Source organism: Leptolyngbya sp. KIOST-1, assembly GCF_000763385.1.
Taxonomy (GTDB): Bacteria; Cyanobacteriota; Cyanobacteriia; order Phormidesmidales; family Phormidesmidaceae; genus Nodosilinea.
The window spans coordinates 256,867-279,232 of the sequence record NZ_JQFA01000005.1 but is presented as its reverse complement, the minus strand read 5'-3'; the positions used below and the strand labels follow the sequence as shown (position 1 = coordinate 279,232).

Annotated in this window: 16 protein-coding genes; 5 read left to right on the top strand and 11 right to left on the bottom strand. The window is 60.1% G+C overall.

Going from position 1 to position 22,366, the window contains the following annotated elements:
- Positions 1-354 precede the first annotated feature (354 nt).
- Positions 355-960, top strand: a complete 606-nt coding sequence (locus tag NF78_RS27465) for a hypothetical protein (RefSeq protein ID WP_035994735.1) — start codon at positions 355-357, stop codon at positions 958-960.
- A 270-nt stretch (positions 961-1,230) separates the two neighbouring features.
- Here NF78_RS27465 and NF78_RS27460 read toward each other — a convergent pair whose 3' ends face one another.
- From NF78_RS27460 to rsmH, 9 genes are all read right to left on the bottom strand, one after another.
- Positions 1,231-1,851 (bottom strand): response regulator, encoded by a 621-nt coding sequence (locus NF78_RS27460; RefSeq protein ID WP_035994732.1) that lies wholly within the window; start codon positions 1,849-1,851, stop codon positions 1,231-1,233.
- A 278-nt stretch (positions 1,852-2,129) separates the two neighbouring features.
- Positions 2,130-7,253, bottom strand: coding sequence for a PAS domain S-box protein (locus tag NF78_RS28690; protein WP_052051070.1), 5,124 nt, complete (start codon positions 7,251-7,253; stop codon positions 2,130-2,132).
- A 322-nt stretch (positions 7,254-7,575) separates the two neighbouring features.
- Positions 7,576-8,307: a response regulator gene (locus NF78_RS27450; RefSeq protein WP_035994728.1), complete on the bottom strand. Its 732-nt coding sequence runs from the start codon at positions 8,305-8,307 to the stop codon at positions 7,576-7,578.
- Entirely contained in the window at positions 8,282-8,545 is a 264-nt protein-coding gene (locus NF78_RS31670) for a hypothetical protein (protein WP_156120004.1), read from the bottom strand. Before NF78_RS31670 ends, NF78_RS27450 begins: the two co-directional genes overlap by 26 nt.
- 517 nt (positions 8,546-9,062) lie before the next feature.
- Complete coding sequence (locus tag NF78_RS27440; protein WP_052051069.1) at positions 9,063-10,523, bottom strand: diguanylate cyclase domain-containing protein; 1,461 nt, start codon at positions 10,521-10,523, stop codon at positions 9,063-9,065.
- Between the two features lie 549 nt (positions 10,524-11,072).
- Positions 11,073-11,621, bottom strand: a complete 549-nt coding sequence (locus NF78_RS27435; RefSeq protein ID WP_035994723.1) for a DUF4334 domain-containing protein — start codon at positions 11,619-11,621, stop codon at positions 11,073-11,075.
- 298 nt (positions 11,622-11,919) lie between these two features.
- Positions 11,920-12,123 carry a hypothetical protein gene (locus NF78_RS31665; protein ID WP_156120003.1) on the bottom strand — a complete coding sequence of 68 codons (204 nt, stop codon included), beginning with the start codon at positions 12,121-12,123 and terminating at the stop codon, positions 11,920-11,922.
- A gap of 61 nt (positions 12,124-12,184) precedes the next feature.
- The gene (locus tag NF78_RS27430; protein ID WP_035994720.1) at positions 12,185-12,370 is read right to left on the bottom strand and encodes a hypothetical protein; all 186 of its coding nucleotides are present in this window, start codon (positions 12,368-12,370) and stop codon (positions 12,185-12,187) included.
- A gap of 185 nt (positions 12,371-12,555) precedes the next feature.
- Positions 12,556-13,440: a 16S rRNA (cytosine(1402)-N(4))-methyltransferase RsmH gene (gene rsmH, locus NF78_RS27425; protein WP_035994718.1), complete on the bottom strand. Its 885-nt coding sequence runs from the start codon at positions 13,438-13,440 to the stop codon at positions 12,556-12,558.
- Between the two features lie 215 nt (positions 13,441-13,655).
- On the opposite strand from rsmH, the gene NF78_RS27420 reads away from it, so the two are divergent.
- A complete protein-coding gene (locus NF78_RS27420) occupies positions 13,656-14,840 on the top strand; it encodes an NAD(P)H-quinone oxidoreductase subunit H (RefSeq protein ID WP_035994715.1) in 1,185 nt (394 codons plus the stop codon).
- Between the two features lie 187 nt (positions 14,841-15,027).
- Complete coding sequence (locus tag NF78_RS27415) at positions 15,028-15,753, top strand: glycoside hydrolase family protein (protein ID WP_263970720.1); 726 nt, start codon at positions 15,028-15,030, stop codon at positions 15,751-15,753.
- A gap of 151 nt (positions 15,754-15,904) precedes the next feature.
- Here the strand turns inward: NF78_RS27415 and NF78_RS27410 are convergent, their stop codons facing one another.
- Positions 15,905-16,801 (bottom strand): AEC family transporter, encoded by an 897-nt coding sequence (locus NF78_RS27410; RefSeq protein ID WP_081973026.1) that lies wholly within the window; start codon positions 16,799-16,801, stop codon positions 15,905-15,907.
- 383 nt (positions 16,802-17,184) lie between these two features.
- On the opposite strand from NF78_RS27410, the gene NF78_RS27405 reads away from it, so the two are divergent.
- Complete coding sequence (locus tag NF78_RS27405) at positions 17,185-18,489, top strand: EAL domain-containing protein (RefSeq protein ID WP_197065015.1); 1,305 nt, start codon at positions 17,185-17,187, stop codon at positions 18,487-18,489.
- Positions 18,490-18,732: 243 nt separating this feature from the next.
- Positions 18,733-20,640, top strand: a complete 1,908-nt coding sequence (gene glmS / locus NF78_RS27400; protein WP_035994710.1) for a glutamine--fructose-6-phosphate transaminase (isomerizing) — start codon at positions 18,733-18,735, stop codon at positions 20,638-20,640.
- Between the two features lie 79 nt (positions 20,641-20,719).
- On the opposite strand, the gene NF78_RS27395 is transcribed toward glmS, so the two are convergent.
- On the bottom strand, positions 20,720-22,216 hold the full coding sequence (locus NF78_RS27395) for a glycosyltransferase family 2 protein (RefSeq protein ID WP_052051068.1): 1,497 nt from the start codon (positions 22,214-22,216) through the stop codon (positions 20,720-20,722).
- Between the last annotated feature and the right edge of the window lie 150 nt (positions 22,217-22,366).

Genomic DNA, 22,366 nt, shown 5'->3' with positions numbered 1-22,366 from the left:
CCCAGGGCCATGACCCTTACCACCGCTGAAAACTGGAGTACTACGGCGTAGGGTCACCGCTGGTGATTGCCCAAAAAAAGCCCCCGCCAGGGGAAGGCGAGGGCATCGGATAATCTGCCTATGCAGGATACGCAGCAAACTGCCCCTGTCAAGGGGCGAGGGTGTGGACTGGTTCAGACCGCGATCGCCCTTTCATCTGGAGCCTATAGCCATCAGTGGACTAGATCTCCGATGCCGAACCTTTCTGCCAAAAATTGGGGGTAAAAAATTAGATGTAGTGTATAATCTGCCGGAACGCGACGCTCGAACGCTAAATATGCCGAGTGTCACGCGCCATCTGCCCTACTGCCTACCATGAATGCAACCCCCTCCAGTTTGGATCCCTGGGCTCTAGACAGCCTTGAGGTTAGCAAAGCCAATTTTTTGCCCCACGAGCCAGGGGTGTTTATGGCCTACCGTAAGCGACGGATTCTCTACATTGGTATAGACGGCAAGAGCATTCGCAACGGCTGGTTTAGAAAGCAGCCCAGCACCTTTCTGGAGGAGACCGATACGATTAGAATTGCCTACCAGGTGCTGCCCCACTCATCTACGGCAAGTTTGGAAGCCCTGTACCAGGATCTGGTTGATAGCTACGACCCCCACTACAGCGGAAAAACCCAAACATCCCTGCGGGAGTACCAGGGGGTGATTAAAAAACTCATGACTGAAAACAAAGCGCTTAAGACCCTAATCAAGAAAGAAAGGGCTGTCCACGCCATGGGGTTATGCCAGTCAAAAGTCTACTTAGTTGCCAAACTGCTGAGCGATTTAGAAGCTGGCCTGAGCGGATCCAGGAGTCTGGAAGCCTGGATGCAGGAGGACAAAACCTCGCAATCGGTCCGGGCGGTGCTGGCGGTGCTTGAGGAAATTGAGGTGGTCATTGCGCCCTACGACACTACCTCACCTGGGAACCAGTAAACGCTCAGATTTTGCAAACAGCCTATTTGGATAAGTTGAGTCCAGACGGGTGGGCAGGCCTCACGCTATGGTGTCTTTTGTAGGGTTTTTTGTCCCGCCCAGGTCGGCACGGGTAGCTGTAACCGCTAGGGTTTGAACCTGAAGGTCTGGTCCTCTGGGCCGCCCCTGGGACAACGGCAGCAGGGAATGTTCGCCAGAAAACACAGACCGGGCACCGAATTGGGCCAGCACCGAACAGGATAACGGCTGGGACTACTCAAAGTTCTGGATTCAGGGGGTAAGTTCGTCGCCGAGGGAGTTCAGCAGGCGCAGGATGGTCTGTCCGTGCAGCCGCAGATCTTCCAGGCTGGAGGCGATCGCCCCAGTGCGGTCAGGGGATTGGCTGAGGCGATCGCTGTAGGCCAGAATGGTGTGTGCCGCGTGGATAGCGGTACTCAGGGAGGGGCTAGACGGTGGGTCTGACGGTGCCTGGTTGTGGGTCAGCACCTGCCTGTGCAGCTGCTGAATAGCGAGTTGGTGCTGTACCCGAGCTGTGACCTCAGCGTCATGGAAAGGCTTGGTGATGTAATCGACGCCTCCGACCTCAAAGGCTCGAGTTTTATCGCTGGCGTCGTCCAGGGCGCTGAGAAAAATAATGGGAACGTGTCGAGTCACCGCACTGGCCTTGAGCTGACGACAGACTTCAAAACCATCCATGGTGGGCATCCGGATGTCGAGCAAAATAATGTCCGGTGGAAAGGCCTTAGCTCCAATCAGCGCCATCGTTCCACTTCTGACCGCTCTTACTCGGTGTCCCTGACTAGCCAGGGTATTGGCGAGAATGCGCAGGTTGTCTGCCAGATCATCGACAATCAAAATGTCGCCCTGGCAGAGCGGAGGACTAAAATCCATTCTCTTGCATAATACTTTTGCGCTATAGCAATTTCAGTTGACTTGTATCGGTAGGGTAGATAGAGAATATAGCGACGGCGATTGTGCTTAGGACACCACCCCTTGGCCCTGGACATAACTGGAACAGCGCAATGGCGTATAGCCATCGCTGCCGGGATGTGGATTAGGCCCTAGCGATTCTGGCGATCGCTACAGTAGACAAAGCACAGCCTTTTTAATCTATCCAAAATTTGTAAGAAAGTAATATGGTCGCCCTTCAGGGGTTGGTATCAGCGGCGTCAGGGGACGGCGGCTTGCCGGAGCAAGCTGTGGATAACATCAAAGGCAAAGTTGTGGCGATGCAGACTGAGCAGTTCGGCCAGGGGGGCTTGATCGGGGCCGAGCTGACCAATCAGCTCGATCAGGGCATCATTGTCGAGCCTAAGGGTGGCCTCTTGAAACCGGCGGAGCAGGTCTGGGGGTAGCGATCGCAGGGCGGCAATCGCCGCTGGTTCGCTCATCAGGGTTGACGGCGCTGTCGCAGACTCTACGGTATAGGCGTACTGCACCCCCAGGTGTTCCCTCAGCCTGGACAGGATGTCGTTTAGCTGAAAGGGTTTGCGGACAAAATCATCGCAGCCACTGTCCAGGGCCTGGGCCCGGTCTTCTTCAAAGGCGTTGGCAGTCAGGGCCACGATCTTGGTGGTGGGTCGGTGGTTTAGCTGCTCCTGGGTGCGAATGTGCCGGACTACCTCGTCCCCTTTCATCATGGGCATGCGCATGTCGAGCCAGATCAGGTGGGGTTGCCAGGTCTGCCAGAGGGCGATCGCCTCTCGTCCGTCCCGGGCTTCGCTAACCTCAAACCCGGTGGAGCGCAGGAGATGGGTCAGCAGACGCCGGTGGATGTCATCGTCGTCGGTCACCAGGATGCGGTAGCTGGGTTGGCCCGGCAGCAGCTCAGCGATCTGGTTGGGCAGCACCGCTGCCGGCAGGTCATCTGCCCCCGCCGCGACCGGTACGGCCAGGGTAAAGGCAAAGGTAGATCCCTGGCCCAGCTGGCTCTCGACGGTGAGGTTGCCCCCCAGCAGCTGCACAAACTGGCGGCTGATCGACAGCCCCAGACCAGTGCCCTCGTATACGCCGCAGCCCTGATTCACCTGCACAAAGGGCTCCAGCAGGCGATCGAGGTTTTCGGCCGCAATGCCAATGCCGGTATCGCTAACGGCAAAGGTAATGGCCAGGCTGCTGCCGACGGCGGGGCTGGTGGCCGGGGGAGACACTGGGGCAACCCGCAGGCAGACCTGGCCTCGCTCGGTAAATTTGATCGCATTGCCCACCAGGTTGATCAGCACCTGGCGCAGTTTGGGTTCATCGCTGCACAGGTACCGGGGCAGTGCCGGATGGCGATCGACGCTAAACGTCAGGCCTTTATCCCGGGCGCGGAGGCCAAACAGATCGGTCAGAGTGCTGAGCAGATTGTCCAGATCAAAGCGCAAGGGAGTGATCGTCACCTGTCCGGCTTCGATTTTGGCCATTTCAAGAATGTCATTGATCAGATCGAGCAGGTGTTCGCCGCTGCGGTTGATGATGTCGAGGGATTGCCGATTGTCGCTATTCAGCTCAAAGTCGCGGGCCATCAGCTGAGAAAAGCCCAGAATAGCGTTGAGCGGCGTGCGGAGTTCGTGGCTCATGTTGGCCAGGAAAGTGCTTTTGGCCCGGCTGGCCAACTGGGCGGTCTCCATGGCCTGCTGGAGGGCCAGGGTGCGCTCCTGCACGCGCTGCTCCAGCTCCTGGTTCATACTCTTGAGCACGTTTTCGGCCTGCTTGCGATCGCTGATGTCCTCGTAGCACCCCAGTACCCCCACCACTACCCCGTTGGCGTTGGTCAACGGCACCTTGCTGGTTCGAATCCAGGTATCCTCCCCGTTTCGATTGGTGGTGAGTTCTTCGTAACCCAGCCGGGGAATTCGACTCGCCATAACTTCAATATCGTTAGCCCGGTAGTCGGGGGCATGGGCCGCCCAGGGCAGTTCGGCATCGGTTTTGCCGATGATCTGCTCGGGGGTGAGCCGATAGTCCTGGGCAAAGGCCGGGTTGCAGCCCAAAAAGCGCGATTCGCGATCCTTCCAAAACACGCGCTGGGGAATGGTGTCCAGCACCATCTGCATCATGTTGCGCGACTCCTGCAGGGCCTGCTCAGTCTGCTTGCGATCGCTGATATCGATAATCACGGCAATAAAATACTGCGGCTCCCCGGTCCCGTCGCGAACCAGCGACACCGAAAGGGTGGCCCAAACAATGCTCCTGTCATGGCGCAGGTAGCGTTTTTCCATCATGAAACTTGAGGCTTCGCCCGCCAACAATCGCTGGACCTGGGCGCGGTCGGCGGCCACATCGGCGGGGTGGGTTAGCTCGATATAGGACTTCAGAAACAGCTCGGAGTGGGTGTAGCCCAACAGCTCGCAGAATCTTTGGTTGACCCGCACCAGTTGCCCGTCGAGGTTGCCCTGCACCATGCCCGCCGCCGCTTGCTCAAAGGTAGCCCGGAAGCGCTCCTCGCTTTCGCGCAGGGCGTGCTCGGCCCGCTTGCGATCGCGAATATCATGGACAACCCCCAGCAGGTACTGGGGACGCCCCAGCCCGTCGCGGACAATTGAGACTGCCAAGCTGACCCAGATGACCGTCCCGTCGCGGTGCAGGTAGCGCTTCTCCAGGACATAGGCCGTTTGCTCGCCGCTGAGCAAACGGCGCACATTGTCGTTGTCCGCATCGACATCGCTGGGGTGGGTTAAGTCCATGTAGGTTTTGGACAGTAGCTCTGCGGCCGAGTAGCCCAGCAACTCGCAAAACTTCTGGTTGATCTTGACGATGTGCCCGTTCAGGTCGGTTTCGATAATGCCAAGGGCCGCCTGCTCAAAGGTGCTGCGGAAGCGCTCTTCGCTCTCGCGCAGGGCCTGCTCAGCCCGCTTGCGATCGCGAATGTCCCGACCGATGGTGGCCATACAGAGGGGAGCCTGCGACTCAGGATCGCGCACCAGGAATAGGGCCTGCTCAGCCAGGATCGCCGCCCCCGTTTGGCCATGGCGAAGCATTGACTCTCCCTGCCAGTAGCCCTGGTCCATCACCAGGGGCAGGGCCTCCTGCTCGAGCTGAGCTGCCGCCACCTCAGTGAGTACGGTTGTCATGGGGTTGCCCACTATGTCGTCTGGTGTCAGGTCCAACAGCCGCTGCCCAGCCCGATTCAGGTAGAGCAGATCGCCCTCAAGACTGGCCATGGCAATCAGGTCGGGGCTGTTCTCGACGATCGCCGCCAGTTTTTGAAGCTCCTGGGTGCGCTCCTGCACCCGCTGCTCCAGCTCGTTGTTGAGCTGATGCAGCGCCAGCTCCGCCTGCTTCAGGTCGGTAATATCGGTCGTGGTGCCCAAAAAAGTCGCTGGCTGACCCTGCTCGTCCAGGTGCAGCTGCCCCCGCGACAGCATCCAAACCAGCGATCCATCTTTGTGCTGAACGCGGTATTCCTGCTCATAGCTAGGAAGATTGCCCCTGATCAAGGCATCAAAGCTGCTCTTCATCAAGGCCACGTCGTCGGGGTGAATATTTTGCTGCCAATTTTCCAGATCGGGGGTGATTTCAGCGTCGCTGTAGCCCACTGTGGCTTTGATGCTGGGGTCAACGTAGAGGAAGCCGGTTTTTAGGTCCAGCTCCCAGACCCCGGTTTTTGACGCCTGGGTGGCGCGGCGGTAGCGGTCTTCGGTCTGCGCCAGGGCTTGCTCCGCGGCCTTTCGGGCCGTCACGTCGGTGAGCATACCGAGGGCACCCACGTACTGGTGGTCGTCAAACATGGGGCTGATCGAGACTAGCGCCCACACCTCACCCCCGCCCTTGTGCCGAAACTTGAAGTCCAGCTGGTCACCATTGCCCTGCTTCAGTTGCTCGATCTGGCGCTGGGCCAGATCCCAATCCACCTCGTCGATAAAGTGAAACACCGGCTGGCCCAGCATTTCGTCGGTGGTATAGCCCAGCATGGTGGCCATTTTGGGGTTCACAAAGGTGGTGCGGCTGTCGGCGTCAACCACCCAAACCCCCTCGTTGGCGGTGTCCAGCAGGCGTCGATAGCGGCGCTCACTCTCCTGCTGGGCCAGTTCAGCCTGCTTGCGGGCGGTGATGTCGTACATCACGCCGGCGGCCCGAAGGATTTCTCCCGCCTCCGTATAGACCCCCCGGCCCCGGTCCGCGACCCAGCGCAGGGTACCATCGGGCCACCGCACCCGATATTCCAGGGTGAAGGGCTGTTGGGTGGCGATCGCCTGCTCCATGTCTGCCAACACAGCCGCGCGATCGTCGGAGTGAATGGCCTGGAACCAGTCGTCATAGGTCGGCAGCTGAGGGCCGGGCGATACCCCCATCAGCCGGTAGGCCTGGTCGTTCCAGCTCACCTGCTCGGTCGCCCCATCCCAGGTCCAGATGGCGATCTGGCCAAACTCCAGGGCCACCCGCAGCTGCTCCTGACTCTGCTGCAGAGCCGCTTCAATCTGCTGGCGATCGCTGATGTCCCGCACCATCGCCAGCACCCAATGATCCTGGTAGGGGACAATCCGCACCTCCTCGTACTGGAGGCGATCGCCGAAGCGCAGCTGCTGCTCAAAGCGCTGGGGCTGTTTGGTCGCCAGGGTGAGCTGAATGGTGGCAAGCCACTGCTGGGCCAAGTCCGCCGGAAAAATATCGCTCAGGTAGGAGCCCACAATGCAATCGGCATCGATGGAAATCAGCTCGCCAGCAAACTGGTTAAACGAAAAATCGACATACTGCCCCTCGTCGGTCAGCACCGTCATCACATCCGGCACCGCCGCCAGAATGGCGCGCCTGTGGGCCTCGCTGTCCCGCAGCGCTTTGGCGGTCTGGAGGCAGTTGGCGGGGGCGGGGGCGGCCAGCTGACGGTCGAGCTGGCTGACCTGGTCAACCTGCTGGCGACAGTCGCTCAGATCGGCCTGGAGTTGGGCTATCTCCTGCTCGTAGCGGTAGCGCCGCAGCGCCTCAACCACCGTCAGCCGCAGGCCAGGCCCAGACCAGGGCTGGGCCACATAGCCGCAGATCTGGCCAGAGATAGCGGGAAATATCTGGGCGAGGAGCGCCAGCCCAGGGGTGGATTGGGGGGATTGTGCCCCTGCGCTCTCCAACAGCACCACTAAAGCCCGGGGCCAACGGTGGTGGAAGGCTGCGAGCCAGTCGGCGGCCACCAGGGCCTGACTGACGATCGCCAGCGGCACCTCGGCCTCGGCGCCGTCGATCGCCTCAATCTGGGCGATCGCCTCGGTGGCGTTCGTCGCGATCGCCATTCGATAGCTCAGCCCGGCCTCTGTCAGCTGCGCCTCCACGAAGGCTGGCGTCAGCGCATTGTCGTCCACACAGAGAATAGTAGCCATGGGCAGGGGAGCCGGGATTGAAAGCGTTAGGGAAATAAGCCGACCAGACGGCGGCGCTACCGCCCATGCAGACAGGGCCAAAGCGTAGAAACCGCTTCCCCTCAACCGTCAAACTGAGCCGTTGACATTCAGGCCCCCCCGACGGCGACTCGACCCTGAGGGTAGCTTCAACCGCTGACCAGCGCAGTCAGGAACTGTGCGAGGTCGGCAATGTACCCAACCAGAGTTCACTGCCTTCTAGGATAATTCCCAAGTCCAGGGCTATAGCCTTCAGTTGCCTGATTTACCTGGGCCCCAGTGCTCTCTCTGGAGTCGCAAGCGGTTAGCCGTTCCGGAGGCCCCACCCCTGGCTCCCGGTACCCTCGTCTAGCGCCCGCTCCTGCGGAGGCTTTGGTGGTCCCTCCAGCGGACTGGAGCCGTCTGGCCCCCCAGACCCTGGCCCATCAGTTTCTAAGCCATAGCGGTATTCGATCGCCAGGTGGGCGGCTATCTTTTGAAGCATAACGCCGGCATTGAGAGGTTTGGACACAACATCATCACAGCCAACGGCCAGGGCGCTAAGGTAGCCCTCCCCAGCCCTGGCGGCCAGGGCAATAATTTTGGTCGGTTTAAACTGCTCCATCGGCGTTTCGGGCCGTAGCTGGCTTTGCTCTATGTGGCGCAGGCGACGGGTGGTTTCGTAGCCATCCATCGCCGTCATCTGCAGGTCCATGCAGATCAGGTGAGGTTGCCATGCCGCCCAAATCGCGATCGCCTCATCCCCGTTGGTGGCCACCCGCAGATCAAACCCCAGCGGGGCCAGCAGCGTCTGCAACAGCACCCGGCTGGTCCAGTCCTCTTCCACAATCAAAATGCGACAGGGCGGCTGGTCCGAAGCCAGGGCCACCACTCGCTGGCCTGGGGGCAGTGGTTCTGTTACCCACTTCTTCGCCATCCCCAGCATGTCATTGATCAGACTGAGCAGGTGCTCACCGCTGTTGTAGATCAGGTTGGCCCCCTCCTGATGCTGGGCCGGTAGCGCTGTATCTTCAACCAGCAGTTGGCTGAGGCGCAAAATATTGTTGAGGGGGGGGGCGCAGATCGTGGCCCAGGTCGGCAATCAGCCGGTCTTTTAACCGATTGGCGGCTTCGGCGGTTTCTTTGGCCTGTCTGAGCTCAGCTGTGCAGGCCTCCACCCGCTGGGCTATTGTCTGGGCTCGCAGCGCCAGTTGCTGTACCGTATGGGTAAGGCGGACCTGAGTAACCTGAGTCTTGATCAAGTAATCGTCCGCCCCCTCTGTTAGCCAGGTCATAGCGTCTTCGGCCTGGGTTGGTTCGAGCAGGACGACTACCCCAGCGGTGGGCCACTGGGAGGACAGGGTAGCTAGGCTCCCGCTTCCAGCTCGGCTGTCCAGCAGAATGACATCGGGGATAGGCCTGTTTCCCGGCCTGCACCCGTCGAGATTTTCCACAAATTCGACCCGGAAATAGGCGGAATCTCCCAGCCACTGATAAACAAGCGCTTCGGAGGCTGTTTCACAGGCCAGGCACAGGATCGTCGTTGGAGCTGTTGTAGGAGAAGGGTACATACAGGTAACGATAAAGGCGGGCCAGGGCCAACACCCTAACTATTGAGGGTAATTGGCTATGACCCGCCTATCGAGAAAGTCGATTGTTCAGGAACATCTCCATAATGAAAAATAACTGTGACAATCTTGTGAAACCAGAACATTTTTCTGGATCACTTTTTTCTGGATCTATAGCCATCGCCTAAATTTTGGGGGTCAGGTTTCTGGGGCCAACGGGAGGCCGTAGGGCCGGAGAAGAGACCTATTCCTCTTCGTTGTAAGCCGCTTCGCAGCTCGTCTCCGCGGGGAAGGCATCGCCCAAAACACTCAGGCAGGTCTGGTTACCCCCCTGTCCCTTAGCCCGGTAGAGGGCTCTGTCGGCTGCTTCCAGCAGCCGATCGACAGGTTGGGACAGGCTGGGAATCTGGCTGGCGACTCCCAGGCTCAGGCTAACTTGCTCAAACTCCGGGCGCGGTACTACCAGCCGCAGTTCGGCAATCGCCCCCTGGACCTGCTCGGCCACCTGGGCTGCCCCCTGCAAATTGGTGTGGGGCAGCAGAATGGCAAATTCCTCCCCGCCGTAGCGAGCTACCATATCGGCCGGACGCTTGACCACCGAAGCGATCGCCTCGGCCACCTGCCGCAGACACTCATCCCCAACCCCGTGGCCGTACAGGTCGTTAAAGCGCTTAAATCGATCGATATCGCCCATAATCAAAGCGACCGGCGCCTGGAGGCGGGCCAGGCGCAGCCACTCCGCCTGCAGGTATTGGTCAAAGGCCCGCCGATTGGCTACCTGAGTCAACCCATCCTGGGTGGTCAACACCTGCAGCTCGGCAATGGTTGTCTGCAGTTGGTTGACGACCTGGCTGTACTGGGAGATGTCTCTCAGGCGGGCCACCAAACCATCGCCCAGGCGGGTGGCCATCAGCTCAAACCACAGCGGAATGTCGCCGTTGGGTTCGCAGAGTAGCTCATACTGAAGCGACTCATGCCGCTCAACCACCTGAATAAACAGATCCAGCAGGTTGTCGTGGGGAGAGTTGCTCAGTAGTTCGGAGAGGGTAGTCCCAGCCAGGTCGGCGGGCGATCGCCCTAGCCACTGGGCCAAGGCCGCATTGCCCACCAGGCAATCAAAATCTTCAATTTTGCCCTGCCGGTTGCGAATAGCCCTGAAGGCTGCAATGCCGTCGGCCAGGGAGTTTAGTACCTGGTTGAGCAACTGGTAGGACTGCTCTATGCGGGTGAGCGATCGCTGCTGAACCGCATTTTCCTGGCACAGTCGATTGTTTTCATTCTGCAGGCGAGTGTGCAGTTGCTGGGTCTGAAAGTGATAGCTGACCCGTGCCAAAACCTCCTCAATTTGAAAGGGTTTGGCAATGTAGTCCACCGCTCCCAGCCCAAAGGCTCTCACCTTATCCTCCACAGCATCGACCACACTGAGAAAGATGATCGGAATCTCGCGGGTTCTGGCATTGGCCTTGAGCCATTGGCACAGTTCGTACCCATTCATCTGGGGCATCCGAATGTCCAGCAAGACCATATCGGGCAGCGCGGTCTGTACCCGGGTCAGGGCCAGGGCAGCACTTTTGGCACAGCAAACCACATACCCCTCCGAAGACAGCGCCTGCAGCAATAGTCGCAGATTGTTAGGGGTGTCATCGACCACCAGAATTTCTTTTGGCCGTTCTCTCTGGCCTACTAGCGCAGACTCGTGCGACATAGCTCAGGAACTCACTCCGTAATCAGTAGGCGATTGTAATGGTTACTACCCTCCTCTAAAACTTGCTATCCGTAAGTTTAGACCGTTACCGATCCAAGAAATGCCTGTGGTGTCGCTCCTGGATTCATTGCTCTCCCCTCAACGGCATGCCGCCAAACAAGCCCTAACCAGAGCAGCCCTACGGATCTCTATCCTGAACGCAAACAATTGCCCTGAAGCCAACTTATAGCGATGGCTATAGCAGGCCAGGGTGCGATCAACTCGCCATACCCGCACGGGTAAGGATCCACGCGGGCATGGGGGGCTCCTGTGGATGGCCCAATGAAGGGCGGTAACCGCCGCTGACGGACCGTCTTGCAAATTCTAAGGGCTCTGGCGGCCAACCATAGCGATGGCTATTGCGCTTAGGACATTAGCCTCTTCCAAAGGCAAAAACTGGGGCGGCGCAATGGCCTATAGCCATCGCTTCAGGGGCATTGGCCATGTCCAAACCGTTCTGGCGATGGCTATATTAGCCTGTGGGACAATGTCCTTCCCAGCATCGCTAGGTTACTGACTAGGGTACTGACGGTGCAGCAGGAAAAAGAACGGTTGTGTTGCCCCCTTCAAGTCCATCAGCCCTAGCAGGGTATGGTCATCAACCTTACGAAAAACATCGTTGATGGGCAGGGTGTCGTAGATCATGGTGGCGCTTTCCTTGCCGCGGAAGGTCGTCATCCGCAGGCGGGCACAGGAGCGATCCGTCGAAAATAGGACAATGCCCAGCTGAAATAAATGGCCCAGGGCTGAGGCCTTGGGCAGGGGCCAGCGATCGAGCCAGGGGAGTAGGGGTAGCGCCCAGAGGGGATTGACGCTGGTGGTGCCGCCCCCGAGAGTCTCAAATACCAGCGGATGGACATCGTCAGCGGTTTCAAACCGTTTGCCATACCAGTGAAAGGCCTCCAGAGCACCGTCTAAGGGGTGCTGGGTGGGAAAGCTCGCCCCTTTCCAGGCGCCCATCATACTGTCAATCCCGACCGCATCGAGACTGTCGAACAGCGCCAGCGCCTCGGCTGGGGTGACTTCGCCCCTCTCAACTGCTTCCGAAAAGGTTTTCACGGCGAAATCTAAGGGGATTTATAACAACAGCGTCTGTCCAACCAGGGCCAGGGGGAACCAATGCCCCAGGCCGATTGAGCACCAACCCTTCTCTGCGTGTACCCGGCTCGCAGGAGCGTTGCCGCGCAATCTCCCTACGCGATCCCTGGGTTGAATTGGGATTTCCGCCAAGCGGATTTGGTGCAAGCTCACCCGCGCCCCGGGTCAGAGCCTTAATTGTAGAGCGTAGAGCCCAGTTCGACTCAGAGCCCCCTACTAAAAGGTATAAAAATCTGCAACCGTCAGGCCCTCTTCGCCACTAATATTGCACAGCCGATCGCGTGTAGTCCCGGAGGGGAATGGCCCGATTTAGCGCCAGGTTTTTTGCAAATCTAAACAGGCTGTCGTAGTTTCGCTGCCGACAAACTAAACGTCCATCGCCAGCATACTGGCTGCCGTAGTCGCATAGATCAATGGCAATGTCAGACACGTAGACCGCGAACGTTCGAGTTGCTGTAGTCATTGGGGTTGGCAACCTTTTATATGCAGATTTTTGGCAGGGTGAACAATCCGTTCAACAGCCCTCAAAAGGCTTTGAGTTGAGCCGGATCGACGTAGTAGCAGGCCGCGCTGTCTAGACAGATGCGAGCCCATCCGGCATCGCTGACATCAACCAGTTCGTAGGTGGTTTCTTGAATAAAAAAACCGCGATGGTCTCTGGTGCCAGGCAGCACAGAGTAACGGTATTTGCCGTCGTTTAGGGTATTCATGGTGGGTTGTTATAAAGACTTTTGTTGGGCAGGAGGATTTTCCTACCCTTTAAGTTTAGATGAAGCAAGTATGAGACAAGTCTATTTTTTGCGAATTAATTTTAATCTTTACTTTAAATTTCTAAATTGTTGTTTCAAATACGTTTTCAGTCCTTGGGGCATCAATACCAGGGACAGCGGCGGCTCTAATCGATAGGCGATAGCGTCACAATCCGCTCGGCTACCCGCAGTTTGGCCGAGCGCGCCCGGGGGTTTTGGCTGACTTCAGCGTCGGTTGCAATGACAGGTTTTTTGGTGATCACCTTGAGGTCGGGGGAGTTTTTGAGTGAATGCTTAACCAGCCGATCTTCGAGGCTGTGAAAACTGATGATCACCAGTCGTCCCCTTGGGGCCAGCCAGGTGGGGGCCAGCTTCAGCAGGGTTTCTAGCACCTCCAGCTCGCGGTTGACCGCAATCCGCAGGGCCTGGAAGGTGCGGGTGGCGGGGTGAATGCGGCCGTAGCGGTAGCTGCGGGGCACGCAGGCGGCAATTGCCTCGGCTAGGTCGGTGGTGGTTTGCCAGGGGCGCTGATCGACAATTTTGCGGGCAATCCGGCGCGAAAGTCGCTCTTCGCCAAGGGTGTAGATCAGATTGGCCAGCTCGGTTTCGTCCCAGTGGTTGACGATATCGGCGGCAGTGAGGACCTGGCGCGGGTCCATGCGCATGTCGAGGGGGGCGGGGTGCCGAAAGCTAAAGCCGCGATCGCCGCGATCCAGCTGCACCGAACTCACCCCCAGGTCGGCCAGAATACCGCTAAAAGCCGCTCCCCCAGGCGTGAAGTCGGCAAAGTTGCCGTGCCAGAGGCTGGCCCGATCGCCAAACTCGGCCAGGTTGGCGCGGGTAGCCGCGATCGCCGTGGCATCCTGGTCGATCGCCACCAGGCTCACCGTCGGGTCCGCCTCTAAAATCAGGCGACTGTGGCCTCCACCCCCCGCCGTAGCATCCAAATAGCGCCTGCCGGGCTGAATATTAAGTCCTTCGATCACCGACTCAGGCAGCACCGGCACATGACTAAACTCTGGCTCTGCCATCAGCAATCTCAATCCTTGCCCCAGGGCGTGTTATCCATTCCGGCTACAATCCTTCGCCTTCAGAAAGGCTAGGGGTTGTAGCCGCCGTCTCGGCGGCCATCACCAGCGAAATGATGACAGCCCCTGTGTCGCAACCTGTATCGCAAACTTAGGCGATACCCATTAAGATACTCAAAGATATAGCAGAACCGTACTTTGGCCATTGGGTAGCCCCTATGTCAATTATTGAAACCAAGACCGAGCCCATGGTGCTCAACATGGGTCCTCACCACCCCTCGATGCACGGGGTACTGAGGCTGATTGTCACCCTCGACGGCGAAGATGTAATCGACTGCGAGCCGGTAATTGGCTACCTGCATCGGGGCATGGAAAAGATTGCCGAAAACCGCACCAATATTATGTTTGTGCCCTACGTCAGCCGCTGGGACTACGCGGCGGGCATGTTCAACGAGGCCATTACCGTCAACGCCCCCGAAAAGCTAGCCGACATCGAGGTGCCCAAGCGAGCCAGCTATATCCGCGTGATCATGCTGGAGCTGAACCGGATTGCCAACCACCTGCTGTGGCTGGGGCCCTTTCTGGCCGACGTCGGTGCCCAGACCCCCTTCTTCTACATTTTCCGCGAGCGGGAGATGATCTATGACCTGTGGGAGGCGGCCACCGGCTACCGCATGGTCAACAACAACTACTTCCGCATCGGCGGGGTGGCCGCCGACCTCCCCTACGGCTGGCTCGACAAGTGCATCGACTTCTGCGACTACTTCATGCCCAAGGTCGACGAGTACGAAAAGCTGATCACCAACAACCCCATTTTCCGCCGTCGCATCGAAGGAATTGGCACCATCACCCGCGATGAGGCGATCGCCTGGGGGCTGTCTGGCCCGATGCTGCGGGGCTCTGGCGTCAAGTGGGACCTGCGTAAGGTGGACCACTACGAGTGCTACGACGACTTTGACTGGGAGGTGCACTACGAAACCGCTGGCGACTGCATGGCCCGGTACCAGGTGCGGATCCGCGAAATGCGGGAGTCGGTCAAGATCATTCGCCAGGCCTGTGCCCAGATTCCCGGCGGCCCCTTCGAAAACCTGGAGGCCAAGCGCATGGCCGAAGGCCCGAAGTCGGAGTGGAACAGCTTTGACTACCAGTTCATCGGCAAAAAAATCGCTCCCACCTTCAAAATTCCCGCCGGGGAGCACTACGTGCGGCTGGAAAGCGGCAAGGGTGAGCTAGGCGTCTTCATCAAGGGCAACGACACCATTTTCCCCTGGCGGTTCAAGGTGCGCGCCGCTGACTTCAACAACCTGCAAATTTTGCCCCACCTGCTCAAGGGGGTCAAAGTAGCCGACATTATGGCGATTCTGGGCAGCATCGACATCATTATGGGGTCGGTGGATCGCTAGGCGGGCGCTCTACACTTGCCCTCGAGTAGCCTCAAAAGGGCCAAAAGGGGCCATACCCCAGCGCAGGTTTTAGAGCGGATCGACTACTATAGCGGTGGCTACCCTGCCTGGAGAACTGGCCAGGCCTCTGGCCGTGGGCTGGGTCAGCTTCAGCTCAGCCCCCCTGTTCCTGATCATCCCGTCGCCTGTGACCTCTCTCCCCTCTACTCCGTCCCGCCAGCTTGCTCGACAGCGCCGCATTCGGCAGGCCAAACGACGTCGGGCTGTAACCCTCGCTGTTTTGCTGCTGGTGGGAGTGGGGGGCCTGGGCCTGCGATCGCTGCCCACCCGCTCCCTGCGACAGCTGCAAAGAACCGTGTGGGTCAGCCACCCGGAGCCGCTGGCCATGTCTGGCGGCGATCCTTACATTCGGGCGTTGATGCGTACCATCTCGGCGGCTGAGTCCAACATTAACCAGCCCTACAACGTGCTCTACGGCGGGAAAATCATCCCTCAACTCAACCGTCATCCCAATATCTGCATCGAGATTGTGGCTGGTCCCAATCGGGGACGCTGCACTACCGCTGCCGGTCGCTACCAGTTTTTGACCGGCACCTGGCAGGAAAAAGCCCGCCTTTACCATCCCAAATCCTCGAGCTGGTTTGGGGCCTGGGGCGACTACAGCTTTGACCCCGAATCGCAGGATTTGGTGGTCTATCACTGGCTCAAAGATACTTCGGCCTGGAATTTTGACATTGCTACGGCCCTGCGCGATGGCCAACTGGACGCAGTGCTACGGCGCCTCTCTGGCACCTGGACCAGCCTCGGCTACGGAATTGAGTCCAACAGTATGACGGCCCGTTTGCCCCGCATCTATGACAATTTGCTGAGGGAGGAGCTGGAGCAGTCTTCTTCCACTCAGCTGCGCCAGTAGTCTGAACTATTAGTATGAATATTAATCTGAATAAAGACCCGACCCGCCGATATGGATATACCGGTGGGCCGGGGGACTCAACATTAGCCTGGCCAAGGGGGAACTACAGCCCAGACAGCCCCCATTCCGCAAAGTCATGACCAACCGGTTATCATCCCAGCGGCAATGCCAAGAGCGCCGTTATCATCACCAGGTAGAGGGGTATCGCCACCGAGATGAAGCTGCTGGCAAAGCGCGTATCCAACTGATTTTCCTGGACAAAGATCAGCGTCAACAGGCTGGGGGGGAGTCCCGACCCCACCAGCACCGCTGCCCGCTCCACCCCGTCCAGGCCAAAGACCATCGTCGCTACCCAGCCCAACCCCAGGCCAGCCCCGACCTTGGCCAGAGCCAGCAGCAGGTACCGCCAGCCTTCCCCCAGCTGCAGCTCAAACTCCATGCCCACCAGCAGCAGCACCAGCAGCAGGAAACCGTTGCTTACAATATCCAGCAGGCCGAGCAATAGGGCGTCGGTAGCGCCCAGAACGTTTAGCAGCAGCCCCAGCAGAATGGCCCAAAAAAACGGCGTTCGGGCGAGCTTTGTGCCCACCGCCCGCGCCGTCACCCCGGCCTGGCCAAACCAGGCCGACAGGCAGTACACCACCGTCAGCAGATAAATAGCCTGGGCCAGATCAAACAACACAATTCGGCTCAACCCTACCTCACCAAAGGCCAGCAGCATAATCGGATAGCCCAGGGCACCCCCCTCAAAGGTGGGGAACGTGGTGATTAAGGCTCCGGCCCTGGCCCGATTCCAACCCAGCCAACGCAGTCTGAGGCCGGCTATGGTCGTCAGTCCCAGGACCACCAGCAGAGCCGAGAGCGGCAAATAGACGAGGTCAGGCGCTATGGCGGCGGTGGCCAGGGCCCTGAGAATGACCGCCGGCAGGGCCAAATGGGTGAGCAACCGGCCAATGGTTTTGGCATCGCCTGGGCCCAGCACCCCAGCTCGTTTTAGCCCATAGCCGATGCAGCCAACTAAAATCATCGGCACAAGTTGAATAAGCATAGGCGTGCGGCGCTGGCGGGACTTTCACCATCATCCCCCAGCTGCGTCGCCGGCTGAGGGCTGCTCAAGGGGGGGTGAGGAGTTGGACCGCCTCACCGAAGCTGGTGAGGTTACAGGGGGGGAGACTTCCGCCTTTTTGTATAAATTGAACTTTCTAAAATTGCCGATAATAGTGGGACTAGTTTCACCAGGGGCATTCTCCGTGCCCCTGGTTGGGGAGGTTAGCTCTCCCAGGTCTGAGCGCCCGTCAAGCCTACGGTGGGCTGAGAACAGCTACCTTGCCACGCGGCCGGAGCCATAGAGCTAGCCAGGAACCAAACTCCTCTGAGCCTGAAAATCGTCTGCGCTAAGGCTACAGAGTGTAATGTGTGGAGTATGGCTAAATGAACGAAAAACCGACGTCTGACTCGATGGCGGTGCCGAGTTCGCTGTTTTTGATTCCCTATGCGTTTTTGTCGGCCTCCAGTCTGGGAGACGGGATGCTCGACGAGGTGGTGATAGATGCGCTGTGTGCGATTCGCCTGCACCTGGACATGGAAGTCGCCTTTATCTCTGAGTTTTCGGAGGGCTATCGGCGCTTTCGCTACGTCGATTCGGCTTTGGAGAACTCGCCCATTGCCGTCGGAGATTCAGGCCCGCTGGAGGAGAGCTACTGCCAGCGGGTGGTCGATGGTCGGTTGCCCGAGCTGATTCAGGACGCCAGTCAGGTACCGGCGGCGTTGGATCTAGCGGTTACCACTGCCCTACCGGTGGGTGCCCACCTGAGCGTGCCCATCCGCCTGGACAGCGGCGAGGTCTACGGCACCTTCTGCTGCTTTAGCACCCGGCCCAACTTTACCCTGGGCGATCGCGACCTGGCCATCGTGCGTCTGTTTGCCGACTTTACCGCCCGCCAGATTGGGCGCGAGTTTGCCGCCGAGCGCGATCGCCGGGAGATGACCCAGCGAGTGTCCTCGGTGCTTCAGGCCGAAGCCTTTACCGTCGTTTACCAGCCCATTATCGACCTGCTGCGCAACCGGGTGGTTGGCGTTGAGGCCCTGACCCGGTTCTGGTCGCGACCGATTCGCAGCCCCGACATCTGGTTTGCCGAAGCCTCCCAGGTGGGCTACAGCGAGCAGCTTGAAATAGCGGCGATCGCCAAAGCGCTGGATTGCCTCAACGCCATTCCCGAGGATGTGTACCTGTCGCTCAACGTTTCGCCTGAGAACATTCTCAACGGCGCCATTCATCGGGTCCTGGAGGGGATCCCCCTCCACCGCATCGTGCTGGAGGTGACCGAACATGTCGCCATCCCGGACTATACCCAGTTTGACGAACAGCTATCCCGCCTGCGCTACCCCCCGCCGTCGGCAGGGGCAGAGCCCAGTGCCGGCGGCGATCGCGGCCTGCGGCTGGCCGTCGACGATGCCGGGGCGGGCTACGCCAGTTTTCGCCACATCCTGCAGCTCAACCCCGACATCATCAAGCTCGACATCGCCCTGATTCGCGACATTGACACCGACACTACCCGACGGGCCCTGACCGCTGCTCTGGTGGGCTTTGCCCGCGAAACCAACAGCCTGCTGATCGCCGAAGGCATCGAAACCGAGGCAGAGCTAGCCACCCTCCAGCAGCTAGCGGTCAATACCGTTCAGGGCCACCTGCTGGGGTATCCCCGTCCCATTGACGAAACCAGTGCCCTATTCTAGGGACCGTCATCCCCTGGCGGTGTTTCAAGCAATGGCTGCAACCGCTAACCCGGTTGTCGGGGCGGGTGGGGCAAGGCCTGGGGTGGGAGGTTCGTGACCGGGACGGCTGACCCGACCCAGACCCCCTGGCGGGATCCGGCACTCCTGCCGATCGCATCTAGCAATTCACCGTGTATTCTATAGTGTCAGTCCGACCCGAGACCCCGATCCGTAGCCCCAGGCAGTTATCTAAGGAGACAGCGTATGTGTGGCATTGTGGGATACATTGGCACCCGGCCCGCCGCCGACATCTTGATGGATGGCCTGCGTAAGCTCGAATATCGCGGCTACGACTCCGCTGGCCTCGCCACCGTGTACGAAGGTGAGCTGCACTGCGTGCGGGCCAAGGGCAAGCTGCAAAACCTCCAGGACAAACTCGACGGCCAGGCCAACCCCGCCCGCCTCGGCATTGGCCACACCCGCTGGGCCACCCACGGCAAGCCCGAGGAGTACAACGCCCACCCCCACCGCGACGGCTCCGGGCGGCTGGCGGTGGTGCAAAACGGCATTGTCGAAAACTACCGCGAGCTGCGGGAGACCCTCAAGGCCCAGGGCCACCAGTTTGTCTCCGATACTGACACTGAGGTGGTGCCCCACCTGATCGCCCAGCACCTCAGCGAGCTTGGCTCCGCCGAGATCCAGGGAAAATCCCCGCTGCTGGAGGCCACTCGCCGCGCCTGCCAGGAGCTGCACGGGGCCTTCGCCCTGGCGATTGTCTCCGCCGACTATCCCGACGAGCTAGTGGTGGTGCGCCAGCAGGCTCCCCTGGTGATTGGCTTTGGCCAGGGCGAGTTTTTCTGCGCCAGCGACACCCCGGCGATCGTGCCCTATACCCGGGCCGTGCTGCCGATGGAAAACGGCGAACTGGCCAGCCTGACGCCATTGGGAGTAGAGGTGTACAGCTTTGGGGGCGATCGCCAGCGCAAGCACCCCATCACCCTGAACTGGAACCCGATCATGGTGGAAAAGCAGGGCTTCAAGCACTTCATGCTCAAAGAAATCTACGAGCAGCCTGGCGTGGTACGCACCGCCCTGGAAACCTACATCAACAGCGCCTGGACGCCGGATAGTGCCAACACCCCCCTCTCCCCCATTGGCCTGGGCCTGCCCGACGAGGTGCTCGACGACCTGGAACACCTGCAAATTGTGGCCTGCGGCACCAGCTGGCACGCCGCCCTGGTGGGCAAATACCTGATCGAAGCGCTGGCCAACCTGCCGGTGATGGTGCAGTACGCCTCCGAGTTTCGCTACTCGCCCACGCCGCTGATTCCCAACACCCTCACCGTGGGCGTCACCCAGTCGGGGGAAACCGCCGACACCCTCGCCGCCCTGGAGATGGAGCAGGAGCGCCGCGCCGCCCACCCCGACCCCCGCTTTGCCCCCCGCATGGTGGGCATCACCAACCGTCCCGAAAGCTCGCTGGCCCGGCTGGTGCCCCACATCATCGACACCCATGCGGGCATTGAGATCGGCGTGGCGGCCACCAAAACCTTCACCGCTCAGGTGATGGCCTTTTACTTCCTGGCCATCGATCTGGCCTACCGCCGCCAGACCCTGGGGGGCGATCGCATCGAGGCCATTCTCAACGGCCTGCACCAGCTGCCCGCCTACATCGAGCAGGTGCTGGAAAGCCAGGAGCGCTACATCGAAGATCTGGCCCACGACTTCAACGAAACCCAGGACTTTATCTTTTTGGGCCGGGGCATCAACTTCCCCATCGCCCTGGAGGGGGCGCTGAAGCTCAAAGAGATCAGCTACATCCACGCCGAGGGCTACCCGGCTGGGGAAATGAAGCACGGCCCCATCGCCCTGCTGGACGCCAAAGTGCCGGTGGTGGCGATCGCCATGCCCGGCAGCGTCTACGACAAAGTGCTCTCCAACGCCCAGGAGGCCAAGGCCCGCGACGCCCAGCTGATCGGCGTGGTGCCCATGAACGACACCGATGCCGCCGAAACCTTCGATCGGCTGCTGCCGGTGCCCCCGATAGACGAGCTGCTGTCGCCGATCGTGGCGGTGATTCCGCTCCAGCTGCTGGCCTACCACATCGCCGCCCGGCGCGGTCTGGACGTTGACCAGCCCCGCAACCTGGCCAAAAGCGTGACCGTAGAATAGGGAGAAAAATAGGGGGGATGGCTCTTTTGCTACCCCCCCTTGAGGGAAGCCTGCATTTACGGAGCGGAGCTGGGCGGGCTCACTTTACCCCCCGCAGGGCCAGCATCCAGCGGTTGGGCTTGCTCTTGGTGCGGGCGGTCACGTGCCAGACCCGGCTGCCGGAGAGGTGGTTGACCACCGCTACCATGCCAATCAGCGCCTTGAGCCAGAAGTAAATGGGCGACAGCAGGCAGTACAGCACCCCGTGGCGGCGGGTGTAGGTGCAGGCGGTGGGGCGCAGCTCCATGGCCACCGCCACCTGAAGCAACACGCTGAGGGTGAGTAGGCCCATCAGCACCAGGTTGAGGTTCTCGAAGTTGAGGTCGCGATCGCGATCGCTGAGGTAGATGCTGAGCAGCATGGGCACCACCTGCCACACCAGGGCGTAAAATCCCTGGCTGAATAGCAGCATCAGCGTCCAGTAGGGTTTTTGGGCGGCGTCCAGGTGGGGCGATCGCAGCACGGCCCCCAGGTACAGCCCGGCCACCTCCAGCCAGCCCTGGCTCCAGCGCTGGCGCTGCAGCCACAGTCCGCGCAGGTTGTCAGGGGCCAGTTCCGTGGTGACAATGGCCGGATCGTGCACCGGGCGGCAGCCCTTCAGCAGGCTCCGTACCGTGATGTCGATATCCTCGGTCAGGCGGGTGGGGTGAAAGCCCAGGGGGCGCAGGGCCGCAGTGCGCCAGTAGCCGTTGGAGCCGCCAAACAGCGCGGTATCTGCCAGCAGCGATCGGCCGTAGTGGCTGACCCCGTAGATGCACTCAAACTCCACCGCAATCAGCTGAGTCAGCCAGTTGTCCTGGGCATTGCGGACGATGTTGCGCCCCTGCACCATGTCGTAGCGGCCCTGGTAGAGCCAGGCCCAGGCCCGGCTGAGGCAGTCGGCGGCCGGATGGTGATCGGCGTCAAAGATGGCGGTCATCTCGCCAGTGGCCACCTGCAGCGCCGCGTTCAGGTTTTCGGCCTTGGAGTGGCTGTGGGCCACCGGCAGCAGCACCAGGGCCGGGTAGCGGCGGGCCAGGGCCTGCAGGTGGGTTTCAACCGGCAGGCGCACTGGGGTGTTGTAGGCCAGAATAATTTCCCATCCCTGGGCGGGCGGGGTCACCTGGGTCAACCAGTGGAGCAGGGTTTCCTCAATAATGTCCTGCTCGTTGGGCAGGTAGGCAGCCACGATGATAGAGACAAACGGCAGGGCAACCTGGGCGGGCAGCCGCTCGGGGGTGAGGGCAGGCCGAGCAACGGTTGAGGGCGGCCGGCGGCGCGGCCGGATAGGGCCCCAGCGCTGCAGCAGCCCCCGGTTAAACCAGGGGTTGGACCGGCGACAGCTGTAGATCACCACGGCGGTTTCGGTATTGATCACCACCAGTCCAACCAGGGAGACCACCAGCAGCGCCCCCTGCAAAATTCCCAGACTGTAGTTGTGATTTAGGGCAACAATGTACACCGCCACCGGTATCCACAGTAGCCAGGTGCTCAACCAGAGTAGCCGCCTGGCCGTGGCCAGAACAGGCTCAGCAAACAGCGCCAAGCTCGACTTCATAGGCGGGGAGTAGCTCCTTAGGGGTGGGTAAAAAGGCCAGCAGGGCGATGGTATAAACCCGTGGGTCCGCTGGCGGAGGACAGCATTGATCTCAGATTGATCGGGGTGGCTAACCCCTGGTGCCGCGCCTGGACAGGCCAGTCCGCTGGG

Excerpts from the sequence above, each read along its gene's own strand:
- NF78_RS27405 (WP_197065015.1), top strand. The coding sequence starts at position 17,185 with ATGAACGAAAAACCGACGTCTGACTCGATGGCGGTGCCGAGTTCGCTG.
- NF78_RS31665 (WP_156120003.1), bottom strand. The coding sequence starts at position 12,123 with ATGACTACAGCAACTCGAACGTTCGCGGTCTACGTGTCTGACATTGCC.
- NF78_RS27395 (WP_052051068.1), bottom strand. The coding sequence starts at position 22,216 with ATGAAGTCGAGCTTGGCGCTGTTTGCTGAGCCTGTTCTGGCCACGGCC.
- glmS (WP_035994710.1), top strand. The coding sequence starts at position 18,733 with ATGTGTGGCATTGTGGGATACATTGGCACCCGGCCCGCCGCCGACATC.
- NF78_RS28690 (WP_052051070.1), bottom strand. The coding sequence starts at position 7,253 with ATGGCTACTATTCTCTGTGTGGACGACAATGCGCTGACGCCAGCCTTC.
- NF78_RS31670 (WP_156120004.1), bottom strand. The coding sequence starts at position 8,545 with ATGACCTGGCTAACAGAGGGGGCGGACGATTACTTGATCAAGACTCAG.
- NF78_RS27420 (WP_035994715.1), top strand. The coding sequence starts at position 13,656 with ATGTCAATTATTGAAACCAAGACCGAGCCCATGGTGCTCAACATGGGT.
- NF78_RS27440 (WP_052051069.1), bottom strand. The coding sequence starts at position 10,523 with ATGTCGCACGAGTCTGCGCTAGTAGGCCAGAGAGAACGGCCAAAAGAA.
- NF78_RS27465 (WP_035994735.1), top strand. The coding sequence starts at position 355 with ATGAATGCAACCCCCTCCAGTTTGGATCCCTGGGCTCTAGACAGCCTT.
- NF78_RS27430 (WP_035994720.1), bottom strand. The coding sequence starts at position 12,370 with ATGAATACCCTAAACGACGGCAAATACCGTTACTCTGTGCTGCCTGGC.
- NF78_RS27410 (WP_081973026.1), bottom strand. The coding sequence starts at position 16,801 with ATGCTTATTCAACTTGTGCCGATGATTTTAGTTGGCTGCATCGGCTAT.
- NF78_RS27460 (WP_035994732.1), bottom strand. The coding sequence starts at position 1,851 with ATGGATTTTAGTCCTCCGCTCTGCCAGGGCGACATTTTGATTGTCGAT.
- rsmH (WP_035994718.1), bottom strand. The coding sequence starts at position 13,440 with ATGGCAGAGCCAGAGTTTAGTCATGTGCCGGTGCTGCCTGAGTCGGTG.